14 protein-coding genes are annotated in these 14,031 nt (G+C 72.4%); 12 read left to right on the plus strand and 2 right to left on the minus strand.

The window, feature by feature from the left end:
• The 4 genes from AC1DT4_RS06835 to AC1DT4_RS06850 form a co-directional block, all read left to right on the plus strand.
• Positions 1 to 258, plus strand: a 258-nt coding sequence (locus AC1DT4_RS06835) for a hypothetical protein (protein WP_477089026.1), incomplete at its 5' end; no start/stop codon positions are given.
• 42 nt (positions 259 to 300) lie between these two features.
• The gene (locus AC1DT4_RS06840) at positions 301 to 744 is read left to right on the plus strand and encodes a VOC family protein (RefSeq protein WP_477089027.1); all 444 of its coding nucleotides are present in this window, start codon (positions 301 to 303) and stop codon (positions 742 to 744) included.
• Between the two features lie 10 nt (positions 745 to 754).
• The gene (recR, locus tag AC1DT4_RS06845) at positions 755 to 1,354 is read left to right on the plus strand and encodes a recombination mediator RecR (RefSeq protein WP_477089028.1); all 600 of its coding nucleotides are present in this window, start codon (positions 755 to 757) and stop codon (positions 1,352 to 1,354) included.
• A gap of 9 nt (positions 1,355 to 1,363) precedes the next feature.
• The gene (locus AC1DT4_RS06850) at positions 1,364 to 1,930 is read left to right on the plus strand and encodes a DUF5063 domain-containing protein (protein WP_477089029.1); all 567 of its coding nucleotides are present in this window, start codon (positions 1,364 to 1,366) and stop codon (positions 1,928 to 1,930) included.
• A gap of 21 nt (positions 1,931 to 1,951) precedes the next feature.
• On the opposite strand, the gene AC1DT4_RS06855 is transcribed toward AC1DT4_RS06850, so the two are convergent.
• Together AC1DT4_RS06855 and AC1DT4_RS06860 are read right to left on the minus strand one after the other, a co-directional pair.
• On the minus strand, positions 1,952 to 3,079 hold the full coding sequence (locus AC1DT4_RS06855; protein ID WP_477089030.1) for an ABC transporter permease subunit: 1,128 nt from the start codon (positions 3,077 to 3,079) through the stop codon (positions 1,952 to 1,954).
• Positions 3,076 to 4,059 carry an ABC transporter ATP-binding protein gene (locus AC1DT4_RS06860; RefSeq protein ID WP_477089031.1) on the minus strand — a complete coding sequence of 328 codons (984 nt, stop codon included), beginning with the start codon at positions 4,057 to 4,059 and terminating at the stop codon, positions 3,076 to 3,078. The genes AC1DT4_RS06855 and AC1DT4_RS06860 overlap by 4 nt, the downstream gene beginning before the upstream one ends.
• A gap of 174 nt (positions 4,060 to 4,233) precedes the next feature.
• Here AC1DT4_RS06860 and AC1DT4_RS06865 point away from each other — a divergent pair, with 174 nt between their 5' ends.
• The 8 genes from AC1DT4_RS06865 to AC1DT4_RS06900 all read left to right on the plus strand — a co-directional run bounded on the left by AC1DT4_RS06865 (position 4,234) and on the right by AC1DT4_RS06900 (position 13,945).
• Positions 4,234 to 5,508 (plus strand): aspartate kinase, encoded by a 1,275-nt coding sequence (locus AC1DT4_RS06865; RefSeq protein ID WP_477089032.1) that lies wholly within the window; start codon positions 4,234 to 4,236, stop codon positions 5,506 to 5,508.
• 4 nt (positions 5,509 to 5,512) lie between these two features.
• Positions 5,513 to 6,562 (plus strand): aspartate-semialdehyde dehydrogenase, encoded by a 1,050-nt coding sequence (locus tag AC1DT4_RS06870; protein ID WP_477089033.1) that lies wholly within the window; start codon positions 5,513 to 5,515, stop codon positions 6,560 to 6,562.
• A 133-nt stretch (positions 6,563 to 6,695) separates the two neighbouring features.
• Positions 6,696 to 7,052: a GntR family transcriptional regulator gene (locus AC1DT4_RS06875; protein ID WP_477089034.1), complete on the plus strand. Its 357-nt coding sequence runs from the start codon at positions 6,696 to 6,698 to the stop codon at positions 7,050 to 7,052.
• On the plus strand, positions 7,049 to 7,936 hold the full coding sequence (locus tag AC1DT4_RS06880; RefSeq protein WP_477089035.1) for an ATP-binding cassette domain-containing protein: 888 nt from the start codon (positions 7,049 to 7,051) through the stop codon (positions 7,934 to 7,936). Before AC1DT4_RS06875 ends, AC1DT4_RS06880 begins: the two co-directional genes overlap by 4 nt.
• Positions 7,933 to 8,673, plus strand: coding sequence for a hypothetical protein (locus AC1DT4_RS06885; protein WP_477089036.1), 741 nt, complete (start codon positions 7,933 to 7,935; stop codon positions 8,671 to 8,673). The genes AC1DT4_RS06880 and AC1DT4_RS06885 overlap by 4 nt, the downstream gene beginning before the upstream one ends.
• A 70-nt stretch (positions 8,674 to 8,743) precedes the next feature.
• Positions 8,744 to 9,631, plus strand: a complete 888-nt coding sequence (locus tag AC1DT4_RS06890) for an ABC transporter ATP-binding protein (protein ID WP_477089037.1) — start codon at positions 8,744 to 8,746, stop codon at positions 9,629 to 9,631.
• A gap of 23 nt (positions 9,632 to 9,654) precedes the next feature.
• Complete coding sequence (locus AC1DT4_RS06895; protein ID WP_477089038.1) at positions 9,655 to 10,416, plus strand: ABC transporter permease; 762 nt, start codon at positions 9,655 to 9,657, stop codon at positions 10,414 to 10,416.
• A gap of 247 nt (positions 10,417 to 10,663) precedes the next feature.
• Entirely contained in the window at positions 10,664 to 13,945 is a 3,282-nt protein-coding gene (locus AC1DT4_RS06900; RefSeq protein WP_477089039.1) for a glycoside hydrolase family 48 protein, read from the plus strand.
• The last annotated feature ends 86 nt before the right edge of the window (positions 13,946 to 14,031 follow it).

The following is a 14,031-nucleotide window of genomic DNA, read 5'->3' on the forward strand; positions in this document are numbered from 1 at the left end:
GGCGAGCCCGGCGAGGCCGCGCCGCCGCCGCACGACCTCGCGCCGGAGGCCCCCGGTGCCCCGGCGCCCGGCACCGCTCGCGAGCGGGGGATGGCGGCCGCCCGCGAGTCGGCGGCCCGCGTGATCCCCGGCGTGCCCGACGAGCCGTCACCGGACGACCCCGACATCACCACGTCGAGCCTCATCGGCGCGCCCCTGGTCGCGCAGATGCTCGGCGGGACCGTCATCGACGAGCAGCTGGACGACGGCTCGTCGTGACCGCTGGTCGCGCCGCGGACCTCCCGTCGACGACGGCTCGTCGTGACGGCTGAGCCGCGCGGCGGCCTCCACCACCTCGAGATCTGGGTGGCGGACCTGGCCGCGGCGGAGGTGAGCTGGGGCTGGTTGCTGACGGAGCTGGGCTACACGGTGCGCGACCGGTGGCCCGCCGGCGTGAGCTGGGCCCGGGCGACGGGACCGTACGTGGTGCTCGAGTCGGGCCCCGACGTGGCGTCGGCGGCGCACGACCGCTTGCGGCCAGGGCTCAACCACGTCGCCTTCCGGGCCGGCGCACGCTCCGAGCTCGACGCGCTCGTCGAGGAGGCCCCGAACCGCGGCTGGTCGCTCCTGTTCGCGGACCGCCACCCGTTCGCGGGCGGCCCGGACCACTACGCCGCCTACCTCGAGGACGGGCAGGGCTTCGAGGTCGAGCTGGTGGCGACGGACGGCCCGGCGTCCGACCGGTCGGTGGCCGCGACCACGTAGGCTGGCGGTCGTGTACGAGGGCGCGGTCCAGGACCTGATCGACGAGCTCGGGCGGTTGCCCGGAGTCGGTCCCAAGAGCGCCCAGCGGATCGCGTTCCACCTGCTGTCGGCGGACCCGGCGGACGTCCGGCGGCTGGCCGACGCGCTCACCGAGGTCAAGCTGCGCGTCCGGTTCTGCGAGATCTGCGGCAACGTCGCGCAGGAACCGCAGTGCCGGATCTGCCGGGACCCGCGCCGCTCGCCGCTGACCATCTGCGTGGTCGAGGAGCCCAAGGACGTCGTCGCCATCGAGCGCACCCGTGAGTTCCGCGGCAAGTACCACGTGCTCGGCGGCGCCATCAACCCGATCGCGGGCGTGGGCCCGGACGACCTGCGCATCGCGCCGCTGATGACGCGGCTCGCGGACGGCACGGTCACCGAGGTCATCCTGGCCACGGACCCGAACGTCGAGGGCGAGGCGACGGCCACCTACCTCGCCCGCCTGCTCGTCCCGATGGGCCTGACGGTCAGCAGGCTGGCGTCGGGACTCCCGGTGGGCGGGGACCTGGAGTACGCCGACGAGGTCACGCTCGGGCGGGCGTTCGAGGGCCGTCGACGGATCAGCGCGTAGGGGATGCAGATGAGCACACCGGCCGACGCCGACCTCCGGGACATCGCGAGCGCGGTCGCGACCGAGGCCCGCAGCTACCTGACGACGATCACCGAGGTGGCATCGGGCTCGAACCCGGACGCGTCGCTGCCGCTGCTGCTCCTCGCGGTCAGCGACATGCTCGCCGCCGGCGCCCGCCTGGGCGCGACGACGGACGTGGTCCCGACGGAACGGTTCGAGCCGGACCTCGGCCCCGACCCCGACGTCGAGCCGCTGCGCGCCAACCTGGCCAACGTGTTCGAGGGCATCGACGAGTACGCCGAGGTGGTCGACCCGCTGCTGGGTGTCGACGTCCAGCCGGCCAGCGTGTCGGGCGACCTCGTCGCCATCGCCGGGGCGCTGGCCCAGGGCCTGCGGCACTACGAGACCGGCGGGGTGCTCGAGGCCCTGTGGTGGTGGCAGTTCTCCTACCTGTCGTTCTGGGGCGAGCGCGCGTCGAGCGTGCTCCGGACCCTGCAGACGATGCTGGCCCACCTGCGGCTGGACGTGGAGGACGACGTCGCCGCAGAGGCGGAGTACGACGCCCTGCAGCCGTAACCCGAGGCTCCGGCCCTGACCTCAGGCGACGCGCGTGCCGCGGGCGAGCTTGTCGGTGGGGATGCGGAGCCGGCGGACGGCGACCACGAACCCGGCGGCGCCGAGCAGCACGTTCACGGCAAGCCCCCAGGGCCAGACGGGCGCCCGGGAAACGGTACGAGGCGTGGTGTCGACCGACGAGCTCGTCCAGCACTCCTGCAGCGGGGTGTCGGGGCCGGCACGGAGCTCGCGGACGCCGTCCCGGATGGCCCCGAGAGGGTCGTTGCCGTTGTCCGACGGGTCGGCGTGCTCGGCGGTGCCGGCCGCGTCGGCCACGACGACGAACGGGTTGAGGCCGAGCAGCCACCAGGTGCGCTCGGTGCGGGCGACGGTGCGCTCCTCGACGCGGACCTCGCACTGGGGGTTCGACGCGCCGTTCCAGTCGAGCGGGACCGTGTAAACCTCGACCTCCTGCTGGGTGGAGATGGACGGGTACGTCAGCCCGAACAGCACCGGGGTCAGCAGGGCGAGCGCGGCGACGGTGAGGAAGGTCAGCACGGTCGAACCTGCCGTGCGGGTGGTCAGCGCGGAGAACCCGAGCCCGATCCCGCAGACCGCCGCCAGGATGACGGCGACCACGACCACGACACGCAGCAGGGCCGTCCCGGGGGTGTCCCCTGTCGCCAGCGCGATGGCGAAGAACGGGATGCTCGCGACGAGGAAGGCGCACGCGGCCGCCCAGGCCGCGAGGAGCTTGCCGGCCGCGATCTCGGCAGGCGTCAGGAGCGTGACCTGCAGCGTGGCCAGGGTGCCTGCGTTGCGGTCTCCGTTGATCCCCGTCGAGGCGAGCGTCGGCGTCACCAGCAGGCCGAGCCCGAGCACCAGGAACGTCACCGCGCCGAACAGCAGCGGCCCCTGCGAGCTCCGGCCCGACGAGCCGCCGGGGGAGAGGTTGGTGAGCGCGCCGGACGTGAGCAGCGTGATTCCGCCGACGACGACGAACCAGACGATGAGCGCCACGACCCACCGGGTCGAGCGCACGCGCTGCCGGAGCTCGAGGACGGCGACCGTGCGGACGCCGTGCCAGGTCAGCCCCCAGGTGGCAGACCGCGGCGACCGTGGGGGCGTCGTCGAGGGCTCGTGCTCGAGCTCGACCTCGGACAGCGTCATCGCCGCTCCTCCTCGAGGGTCAGGTAGGCCTGTTCGAGCGCCCCGCCGGCGGGGACCAGGGACACCAGGGGCACGCCCGCGGCGACGGCGTCGCGGACCAGACGCGCGGCGCCCTCCTCGCCGTCGAGCTCGAGCAGCACGCCGCCCGCGCCGGTGGGCGAGACCGGTGCCTCGTCGGGTCGCCAGGCGGCGCCCGTGCTGGTCAGCCACGTGGTGAGCGCCTCGTGCGAGAGGGCGCGGACGTGCCACGCGCGGGTCGGTGACGCGTCGGTGACCGGGACGACCGTGCGGCCCTTCGAGAGGAAGACCGCGTCGTCGGCCATCTCGTCCAGCTCGGAGAGCACGTGGCTGGACACGAGCACCGTGCGGCCCTCGTCGGCAAGCCGGCGCAGCAGGATCCGCAGGTCGACGCGTGAGCGCGGGTCGAGCCCGCTCGCCGGCTCGTCGAGGAGCAGGACGGCCGGGCCGTGCACCAGGGCGCGCGCCAGGCCGAGGCGCTGCTTCTGGCCGCGGGAGAGCACGCTCGCGGGGCGGTCGGCGTACTCGGTGAGGTGCACCGTGGCGAGGAGCTCGGTCACGCGCCGGGACGCCGTCGCGGGGGCCAGGCGGTACGCGGCGGCGAACGTCAGCAGCACCTCACGGGCGGTCAGCGAGTCCCACGTCCCAAACGTGTCCGGCATCCAGCCCGTGCGCGCGCGGGCCTCCGCGCCGTGGGTGACAGGGTCGTGACCCGCGACAGTCACCGCTCCGGCGTCCGGCACGAGCAGGCCGGCGAGCACGAGGAGCAGCGTCGTCTTGCCCGAGCCGTTGGGGCCGACGAGCGCGGTCACCGCTCCGGCGCGCGCGGTCAGCTCGACGCCGTCGAGTGCCGTGACGGTCCCGAAGGCGCGGTGCAGCCCGTGCACGACGATGCCGTCACCCGGCGGGCTGAGCGGAGCCGGGGGTGGGACGGCGGCGTCGTCATCGACGGTGCTCGACATGGCGACAACCTAGGTCCGCTCGGGGCCCTGACGGGCGCGTTCGGCCCGCGAAGTCTGTGCGAGAGTTGTGGAGGCTGAGCCGCGACGATCCGGCATCTGAAACTCGATGCCCACCTGGTGGGCACGGCCGTACACTCGCCCGGTCCTGTCCCGAGCCCGCGAAAGAGCTCTCCCGTGGCCCTGATCGTGCAGAAGTACGGCGGTTCGTCCGTCGCCGACGCCAGCAGCATCAAGCGCGTGGCGAAGCGGGTGGCCGAGGCCAAGCGCGCCGGCCACGACGTGGTGGTCGTCGTGAGCGCGATGGGCGACACGACGGACGAGCTCATCGACCTCGCGCGCCAGGTGACCCCGCTGCCCCCCCAGCGCGAGATGGACATCCTGCTGACCGCCGGCGAGCGCATCTCGATGTCGCTGCTGGCGATGGCGATCCACAACCTCGGTGTCGACGCGAAGTCGTTCACCGGGCAGCAGGCCGGCGTGATCACCGACGAGGCGTACGGCAAGGCGCGGATCATCGACGTCTCACCCAGCCGGATCCGGGACACGGTCGCGAGGGGCTCGGTCGCCATCGTCGCCGGCTTCCAGGGCGTCAACCCGTCGACCAACGACGTCACGACGCTCGGCCGGGGCGGCTCGGACACCACGGCCGTCGCGCTCGCGGCGTCGCTCAAGGCCGACGTCTGCGAGATTTACACCGACGTGGACGGCGTGTTCACGGCGGACCCGCGCATCGTGCCCAACGCGCGCAAGCTCGACCGGGTCAGCTACGACGAGATGCTCGAGCTCGCGGCCAGCGGCGCCAAGGTGCTGGTCCTGCGCTGCGTGGAGTACGCCCGGCGCTACGGGGTACCGATCCACGTGCGTTCGTCGTTCAGCACACACAAGGGCACGCTGGTGACCGACCAGCCTGCAGACGAGGGAGAGACCGTGGAGCAGCCGATCATCGCCGGCGTCGCGCACGACCGCAGCGAGGCCAAGATCACGGTCGTGGGCGTCCCCGACGTGCCCGGCAAGGCCGCGCGCATCTTCGAGGTCGTCGCCGGGGCCGGCGTCAACATCGACATGATCGTGCAGAACGTGTCGGTCGCGGCCACGGGCCTGACCGACATCTCGTTCACGCTGCCGGCGACGGACGGTGCGGCGGGCACGGCGGCGCTGACCGAGCACCAGCCGGACATCGGCTTCGCGTCGCTGCAGTACGACGACACCATCGGCAAGCTCTCGCTCATCGGCGCGGGCATGAAGTCGCACCCCGGCGTCTCCGCGCGGTTCTTCGCCGCGCTGTCGGACGCCGGCATCAACATCGAGATGATCTCGACGTCGGAGATCCGCATCTCCGTGGTCACCCGGGCCGACTCGCTCGACGAGGCGGTCCGCGCGGTGCACACGGCGTTCGACCTGGACTCCACGGAAGACGAGGCCGTCGTGTACGGCGGGACGGGGCGGTAGGGCCATGGGACTGAACATCGCGGTGGTCGGCGCGACCGGCCAGGTCGGCGGCGTCATGCGCCGCCTGCTCGAGGAGCGCGACTTCCCGGTCGCCTCGATCCGCTACTTCGCGTCCGCGCGCTCCGCGGGCACGACGCTGCCGTGGAAGGGCGCGGACGTCGTCGTCGAGGACGTCGAGACCGAGGACCTGTCGGGCATCGACGTCGCCCTGTTCTCCGCCGGCGGCGCGGCCTCGAAGGTGCACGCCCCGCGGTTCGCCGCGGCGGGCGCGCTCGTCATCGACAACTCCTCGGCGTGGCGTCGCGACCCGGAGGTCCCGCTCATCGTCTCCGAGGTGAACCCCGGCGCCCTGTCCGGCGCCGTCAAGGGCATCATCGCCAACCCGAACTGCACGACCATGGCCGCGATGCCGGTGCTCAAGGTGCTGCACGACGAGGCCGGCCTCAAGCGACTGGTCGTCTCGACTTACCAGGCCGTGTCAGGGTCGGGTCTCGCGGGTGCCGACGAGCTCGACAGCCAGATCCGCGCCGCCGTCGAGCAGGACACGCTCGCGCTGGTGCACGACGGGTCCGCCGTGACGCTGCCCGCCCCGGTGAAGTACGTCCGGCCGATCGCGTTCGACGTCATCCCGCTGGCCGGTTCGATCGTCGACGACGGGCTGAACGAGACCGACGAGGAGCAGAAGCTCCGGCACGAGTCGCGCAAGATCCTCGACATCCCCGGCCTGCTGGTGTCCGGCACCTGCGTGCGCGTGCCCGTCTTCACGGGCCACTCGCTGTCGATCAACGCGGAGTTCGAGCGTCCGCTGAGCCCGGAGCGTGCCGCCGAGCTGCTGGCCGACGCCCCGGGCGTCCAGCTGACCGACGTCCCGACGCCGCTGGAGGCAGCCGGTCAGGACCCGTCGTTCGTCGGCCGCCTGCGCCAGGACGAAGGCGTCGAGGGCGGCCGCGGGCTGGCGCTCTTCATCAGCAACGACAACCTCCGCAAGGGTGCCGCGCTGAACGCGGTGCAGATCGCCGAGCTGGTCGCGGCGCAGCGCCTCACCACCGTCTGACCCCACCGCGCAACGTCCGCACTCGAGGGGGCTCCGGCCCGCACGAGTGCGGACGTTGCTGCGTCCGGGGGTTGTCGCCAGCGGGGTTCTATGGTTAGTTGGTCATGTAATGAACCAAGGAAGGAGTCGCGCGATGTTCGACGGGCGTGACCCCCTGTACGTGCAGATCGCCGACCAGATCCGCGCCGACGTCCTGTCGGGCGCGCTGAGCGCGGAGGAGCAGGTCATGTCCACGACGCAGTACGCGACGACCTTCCGCATCAACCCCGCGACCGCCGCGAAGGCGTTCACCGAGCTGGTCGACGAGGGCGTCCTCTACAAGCGGCGCGGCATCGGCATGTTCGTCGCCGAGGGTGCCCGGGAGAAGCTCCTGGCCGAGCGTCGGCGGAGCTTCTTCGCCGACGTGGTCGACCCGGTGCTCGAGCAGGCGCGGGTGCTCGGCATCGAGCCGGACGAGATCATCCGGCGCCTCCAGGAGGGATCCCGATGAGCGGCTTCGGCGTCGAGGTGCGCGACCTGGCGGTCCGGTACGGGTCGACGACCGCGCTGGACACGGCGACCTTCACGATCCGTCCCGGCGTGATCACGGGGCTACTCGGGCGCAACGGCTCGGGCAAGACGACCGCCCTGTCGATCGTCGCGGCCTTCCGGCGCAGGACGTCCGGCACGCTGCTGGTCGACGGCGAGGACCCGTGGGAGAACGAGCGCGTGATGGCCGGGACGTGCCTGATCCGCGAGAGTGGCGACGTGCTGCCCGACCGGCCGCTCCGGGAGACGATGAGCTTCGTCGCGGACCGCCGGCCGCACTTCGACCGCGACCTGGCGGGAGCACTGCTCGACACCTTCGAGCTCGACCCGGCGCGGCACCCCCGCAAGCTCTCGCGCGGCAAGCAGTCGGCCTTCGGCGTGGTCCTCGGCATCGCCTGCCGGGCCCCGCTGACGCTGCTCGACGAGGTTCACCTGGGCATGGACGCGCCGTCGCGGTACGCGTTCTACGACGCCTTGCTGGCCGACTGGGTCGAGCACCCGCGCACGATCGTGCTCTCGAGCCACCTGATCGGCGAGATCGAGAGGCTGCTCGAGGACGTCGTGGTGCTCGACCGCGGGACGGTGCTCACGGTCGCCGACGCCGACACGCTGCGCTCGAGCGGGTTCACGGTCACCGGCCCGGCCGAGAGCGTCGCGGCGTTCGTCGCGGACCGGCAGGTGGTCGCCCGGCAGCACCTGGGCCGCACCGCCCAGGCCACCCTGGTGGGCGCGCTGCCCGACGACCGCGAGCGAGCGCGTGCGGCCGGGCTCGAGCTCGGCCCGGTGGCCCTGCAGGACCTGTTCGTGCACCTGACCGAACGAGCGACCACGGAGGTGGCGCCATGAGCATCGACCTGCCCACCGCGCCACCCCGACGCACCGTCCGCGCCACCGCGGGCTGGATGCTGAACCTCCACCTCCACCTGGCGGCCTGGTTCTGGGGGATCGCCGCCGTGGTCCTGACCACGGCGATCGTCATCATCAGCCGGTTCGACGCTCCGGAGCACAGCGTCGTCGCCTTCAGCCGGCAGGCCGCCCTCTGGTTCCCGTTCTCGATGTTCATCGCCGTGACGGCCGCGTACCTGCCGGTGCACGTCGCCGCCGGTCTGACCCGCCGCGCGCTCTCCCTGGGCACGCTCGTCGCCGCCGTCGTGATGGGGGCGGTCTACGCCGTGGTGTTCGACGGGCTGCTGCTGACCGAGCGCACGGTGTTCGACGCGCTGGGCTGGAGGTGGGAGGTCCTCGGGGACCTCGTGCCGTACGCGGCCGACTCGAACGCGTTCCTCGTCGCCAGCGGCCTGACGTTCGGGGTCGCCTACATCTCCGGCCTGCTGGTCTTCATGACGTACCAGCGCGTCGGCGGCTGGTGGGGCACGCTCGCGCTGCCCCTGACAGCCGGACCGGTCTTCGTCGTCTCCGCGCTGTTCTCGCAGGACACCGGCCCGTTCTCCACGGCCGAGTGGCTCGGCGGTGGGCAGCCCCTCCTGGTCGCCACCGCGGCGACCGTCCTGATCGCGGCCGCGATGGCGTTCGCGTTCGACCGCCTGACGCGCGGCGCCGCCGTGCCCACGCGCACCTTCTGACCCCGTCCACCACCCCCGGGACCGGCCCTGCGCCGCTCCCGCGGTCGAGCACACCCTCCGGAGGACCGCCATGCCCGTCATCCAGGTCGAGCACCTGCACAAGCGCTACGGCGACACGGTCGCGGTCGACGACGTGAGCCTCGAGGTCCACCGCGGCGAGATCTTCGGCGTCCTGGGTCGCAACGGCGCCGGGAAGACGACCACCGTCGAGATCATCGGGGGCCTCCGGACCGCCGACGCGGGCACCGTCCAGGTGCTCGGCCTCGACCCCGTGCGCGACCGCGGCCGCCTCCGGGAGGTGGTCGGCCTCCAGCTCCAGGAGAGCCAGCTCCAGCCGAAGATCACGGTCCGCGAGGCGCTCGACCTGTACGCGTCGTTCTACCCGGACCCGGCAGACCCCGCGGCGCTCCTCGACGAGCTCGGCCTGACGGACCGGTCGGCAGCCCGCTTCGACCAGCTGTCGGGCGGCCAGAAGCAGCGGGTGTCGGTCGCGCTCGCGCTCGTCGGCAACCCACAGGTCGCGATCCTCGACGAGCTCACGACGGGCCTCGACCCGCACGCCCGCCGCGACACCTGGGAGGTGGTGGAGCGCGTCCGCGCCCGCGGCGTCACCATCGTGCTCGTCACGCACCTCATGGAGGAGGCGGAGCGTCTCTGCGACCGCATCGCCCTCATCGACGCGGGCCGGGTGGTCGCGACGGGCACGCCGGGCGAGCTCGTGGCGCGGGCGACCGCCGAGCAGGTGCTGCGGTTCCGTCCGTCGACCCCCGTGCCGGTCGGTCTCCTCGACGGCCTCGGCGCGCTGACCGAGCGCGGCGGCGAGGTCGAGGTCCGCGGCCGCGACAACGTGGTCCAGGACGTGCTCGTCGCGCTCGCCCAGCACGGGATCCGGCCCGAGCGCCTTCGCCTCGAGCAGACCTCGCTCGAGGACGCCTTCGTCGCACTCACGACGGCCTGACCGACAAGAAGAGAGGTCCGATCATGAGCACCAGCGCACTGACCCGGCTCACCGCCGTCGAGTCCCGGCTGTTCGTCCGGGAGCCGTCGGGGGCGTTCTTCGCAATCCTGTTCCCCGCCGTGCTGCTCACCGTCCTCGGCCTCGTCATGCCCTGGGCGGACCTCCCGTTCGACGCCAAGGACCCGATCCTGTCGCAGGTCAACGGCATCACCGGGTACGCGCCGACGGTCCTGGCGCTGGCGGTCGCGACGGTCGCCCTGTCCACCTTCCCGACGATCATCGCCGGGTATCGCGCGCGCGGCGTGCTCAAGCGCCTGTCCACCACGCCCGTCCCGCCGTCGCGGATCCTCGTCGCCCAGCTGCTGGTGAACCTGGGTGCGCTGCTGGTCGCCGCCGTCCTCATGTACGTCCTCGGGGCGACCGTGGTCGGCGTCGCCGCACCCGCGGAACCGCTCGTGCTGCTCCTCGCGCTCGTGCTCACCGTGCTCGCCGCGTTCGCGGTCGGTGCCGTCATCGCCGCCGTGGCGCCCACCGCGGGCGCCGCCACCGGGTGGGGGATGAGCCTGTACTTCACCTCGCTGTTCTTCGCCGGCGTGTGGTTGCCCCTGCCGCTGATGCCCGAGGTCATCCAGACGATCTCCGGCTTCACGCCGCTCGGCGCCGGCAGCCAGGCACTCGCCGCGGCCTGGTACGGGCAGCCGTTCCCGACGACCTCGCTGCTGGTGATGGCCGCCTGGGCGGCGGTCGGCGTCCCGGTGGCGTCGCGCCTGTTCCGCTGGTCGTGAGGTGCGTCGGGCGGTGCCGCCCCACGTGGTCGCGCTCCCACCGAAGCGTTTAGGAGTCTGGACGCCGCCTGTGCGCGGCCGGACAGTGGGCGCCGACCCGACCGCCGTCTGCCCGGGGACCCGCACCGTTGCGGGTCGCGCCGGCACCGACGGTGCACCTCCGTCCACGCCCCGCACGCCCGCGTGCGGGGCGCCGGGCCGTGCCCGCGATGCTGCGGCGCGCCCGACAGCCAGAAAGGTACGAATGATGTCCTCATCGACCCGACGGCGATCTGCCTGGGTGGCCACGGCCACGCTCGGCGCAGCATCGCTGCTGGCCATCTGCGGGATCCAGCCCGCGATGGCCGCGAACGTCCCGGCCACCGCGCCGATCCGGGCGGCGGCCGCCGCTGCCGCACCCACCGGCGAGTACGCCCAGCGGTTCCTCGCGCAGTACAACAAGATCAAGGACCCCGCGAACGGCTACTTCAGCCCGCAGGGCATCCCGTACCACTCGGTGGAGACCCTCATCGTCGAGGCGCCGGACTACGGCCACGAGACGACGTCCGAGGCGTACTCGTACTGGGTCTGGCTCGAGGCGCTGTACGGCCAGGTCACGCAGGACTGGGCGCCGCTGAACCACGCGTGGGACACCCTCGAGAAGTACATGATCCCGACGGCCGCGGACCAGCCGACCAACTCGTTCTACAACCCGGCCAGCCCGGCCACCTACGCCTCGGAGTTCAACCACCCGAGCAGCTACCCGTCGCAGCTGCAGAGCGGCGTGACGTCCGGCAGCGACCCGATCGGAGCCGAGCTCAAGTCCACCTACGGCACCGCGGACGTCTACGGCATGCACTGGCTGGCGGACGTCGACAACAAGTACGGGTTCGGCGCGACCCCGGGTGCGGGCTGCGAGCTCGGCCCGACCGCGACCGGCACGTCCTACATCAACACCTTCCAGCGCGGCCCCCAGGAGTCGGTCTGGGAGACCATCCCGCAGCCGTCGTGCGAGGAGTTCAAGTACGGCGGCCCCAACGGCTTCCTCGACCTGTTCACCAAGGACTCGTCGTACGCGAAGCAGTGGAAGTACACCAACGCCCCGGACGCCGACGCGCGCGCGATCGAGGCCGTCTACTGGGCCAACCAGTGGGCCACGGCGCAGGGCAAGCAGGCGGACGTCGCCGGCACGGTGGCGAAGGCCGCCAAGATGGGCGACTACCTGCGGTACTCGCTGTTCGACAAGTACTTCAAGACGATCGGCTGCACGTCGCCGTCGTGCCCCGCGGGGTCCGGCAAGAGCAGCGAGCACTACCTGCTGTCCTGGTACTACGCCTGGGGCGGCGCGCTCGACTCGTCGGCCGGCTGGGCCTGGCGCATCGGCTCGTCGCACGCGCACTTCGGGTACCAGAACCCGCTGACGGCCTGGGTGCTGTCGAACGACGCGGCACTGACGCCCAAGTCGCCGACCGCCAAGACCGACTGGTCGACGTCGCTCGAGCGTCAGCTCGAGTTCTACACGTGGCTGCAGTCGCCGCAGGGCGGCATCGCCGGCGGCGCGACGAACAGCTGGGACGGCGCCTACGCGACGCCCCCGAGCGGGACGCCGACGTTCTACGGCATGGCGTACACGGAGGCGCCGGTCTACAACGACCCGCCGTCGAACCAGTGGTTCGGCATGCAGGCGTGGGGTGTCCAGCGCGTGGCGGAGCTGTACTACGCCTCGGGCAACGCGCAGGCCAAGAAGATCCTCGACAAGTGGGTCCCCTGGGTCGTCGCCAACATCGGCACGGACGGGGCGAACTGGAAGGTGCCCTCGGAGCTGACCTGGACCGGCAAGCCGGACACCTGGAACAAGACCACGCCGGGCTCCAACAGCGGGCTGTCCGTCGCGGTCAAGAGCTACGGCCAGGACGTCGGCGTCGCCGGCGACACCGCCCGCGCGCTGCTGTTCTACGCCGCCAAGTCCGGCGACACCGCGTCGCGCGACAAGGCCAAGGCGCTGCTCGACGCCATCTGGGCGTCGAACCAGGACCCGATCGGCATCACGACGCCCGAGACCCGCGCGGACTTCCTTCGGTTCGACGACACGTACGTCCCCGGCGGCAACGGGGTCTACGTGCCGGCGGGCTGGACGGGCAAGATGCCGAACGGCGACACCATCAAGCCCGGCGTCTCCTTCCTCGACATCCGCACCTGGTACAAGAACGACCCGCAGTGGTCGAAGGTCGAGACCGCCCTGGCCACGGGCGTCGCACCGACGCTGTCGTTCCACCGGTTCTGGGCGCAGACGGCCATCGCGGCCGCGCTCGGTGACTACTCGCGGCTGTTCGAGGGCACCACGCCCCCGCCGGTCGACACGGTCGCCCCGAGCGTCCCGACGGGCCTGCTCGCCGGCACCACCACCGCCACGTCGGCCACGATCTCGTGGACGGCCTCGACGGACAACACCGGCGGCTCCGGCGTCGCCGGGTACGACGTCTACCGCGGCTCGACGAAGGTCGGCTCCTCGACCACCACGTCGTTCACCGACACCGGCCTGACGGCCTCGACCGCCTACTCGTACACGGTCCGCGCGAAGGACGTGGCGGGCAACGTGTCCGCGGCGTCGTCGGCCCTGCCCGTCACGACGAAGGCCACGCCGACCGACACGACCGCGCCGAGCGTCCCCACGGGCCTCGCCGCGAGCGCGGTCAGCCAGAACAGCCTCACGCTGTCCTGGGCGGCGTCGACCGACAACTCGGGCGGCTCCGGCCTGGCCGGGTACGACGTCTACCGGGGCACGACGAAGGTCGGCTCCACCACGACGACGTCGTACTCCGACACGGGTCTCACGGCCGCGACGGCGTACTCGTACACCGTGCGGGCGAAGGACGTGGCGGGGAACATCTCCGCGGCGTCGAGCGCCCTGGCGGTGACGACCCTGCCGGGCACCACGCAGGACACGACCGCCCCGTCGGTGCCCTCGGGCCTCGTCGCGACGACCGTCACGGAGACCAGCGTCGCCCTCACGTGGACCGCGTCCACGGACACGGGCGGCTCGGGCCTCGCCGGGTACGACGTCTACCGGGGCACGACGAAGGTCGGCTCGCCGACCACCGCGTCGTACACCGACAGCGGCCTCACGGCGGCGACGGCGTACCAGTACACCGTCCGGGCACGGGACGTCGCGGGGAACATCTCCGCCGCGTCGTCGGCCCTCTCGGTGACCACGAAGTCCACGACGTCGACCAGCTCCTGCAAGGTGGCCTACACCGCGAGCAGCTGGAACACGGGCTTCACTGCCTCCGTCAAGGTGACCAACACCGGCACGACGGCGATCAACGGCTGGACCCTCGGGTTCTCGTTCGCCAACGGCCAGAAGGTCACCCAGGGCTGGAGCGCCGACTGGTCGCAGTCCGGCACGGCGGTCACCGCGAAGAACGCGGCGTGGAACGGCACGCTCGGGGCCGGTCAGAGCACCGACATCGGGTTCAACGGCTCCCACACGGGGACCAACACCAACCCGACGGCGTTCACCCTGAACGGCGCGGCCTGCACGATCGGCTGACCCGACCGACGGACGGGCCGGTCCTCGCGCGAGGGCCGGCCAGTCCCGGCGGGGTAGGGGCAACCCCACCCCGCCCTCGTGGGTGG

This window comes from Cellulomonas sp. P4_D11 (genome assembly GCF_056401915.1).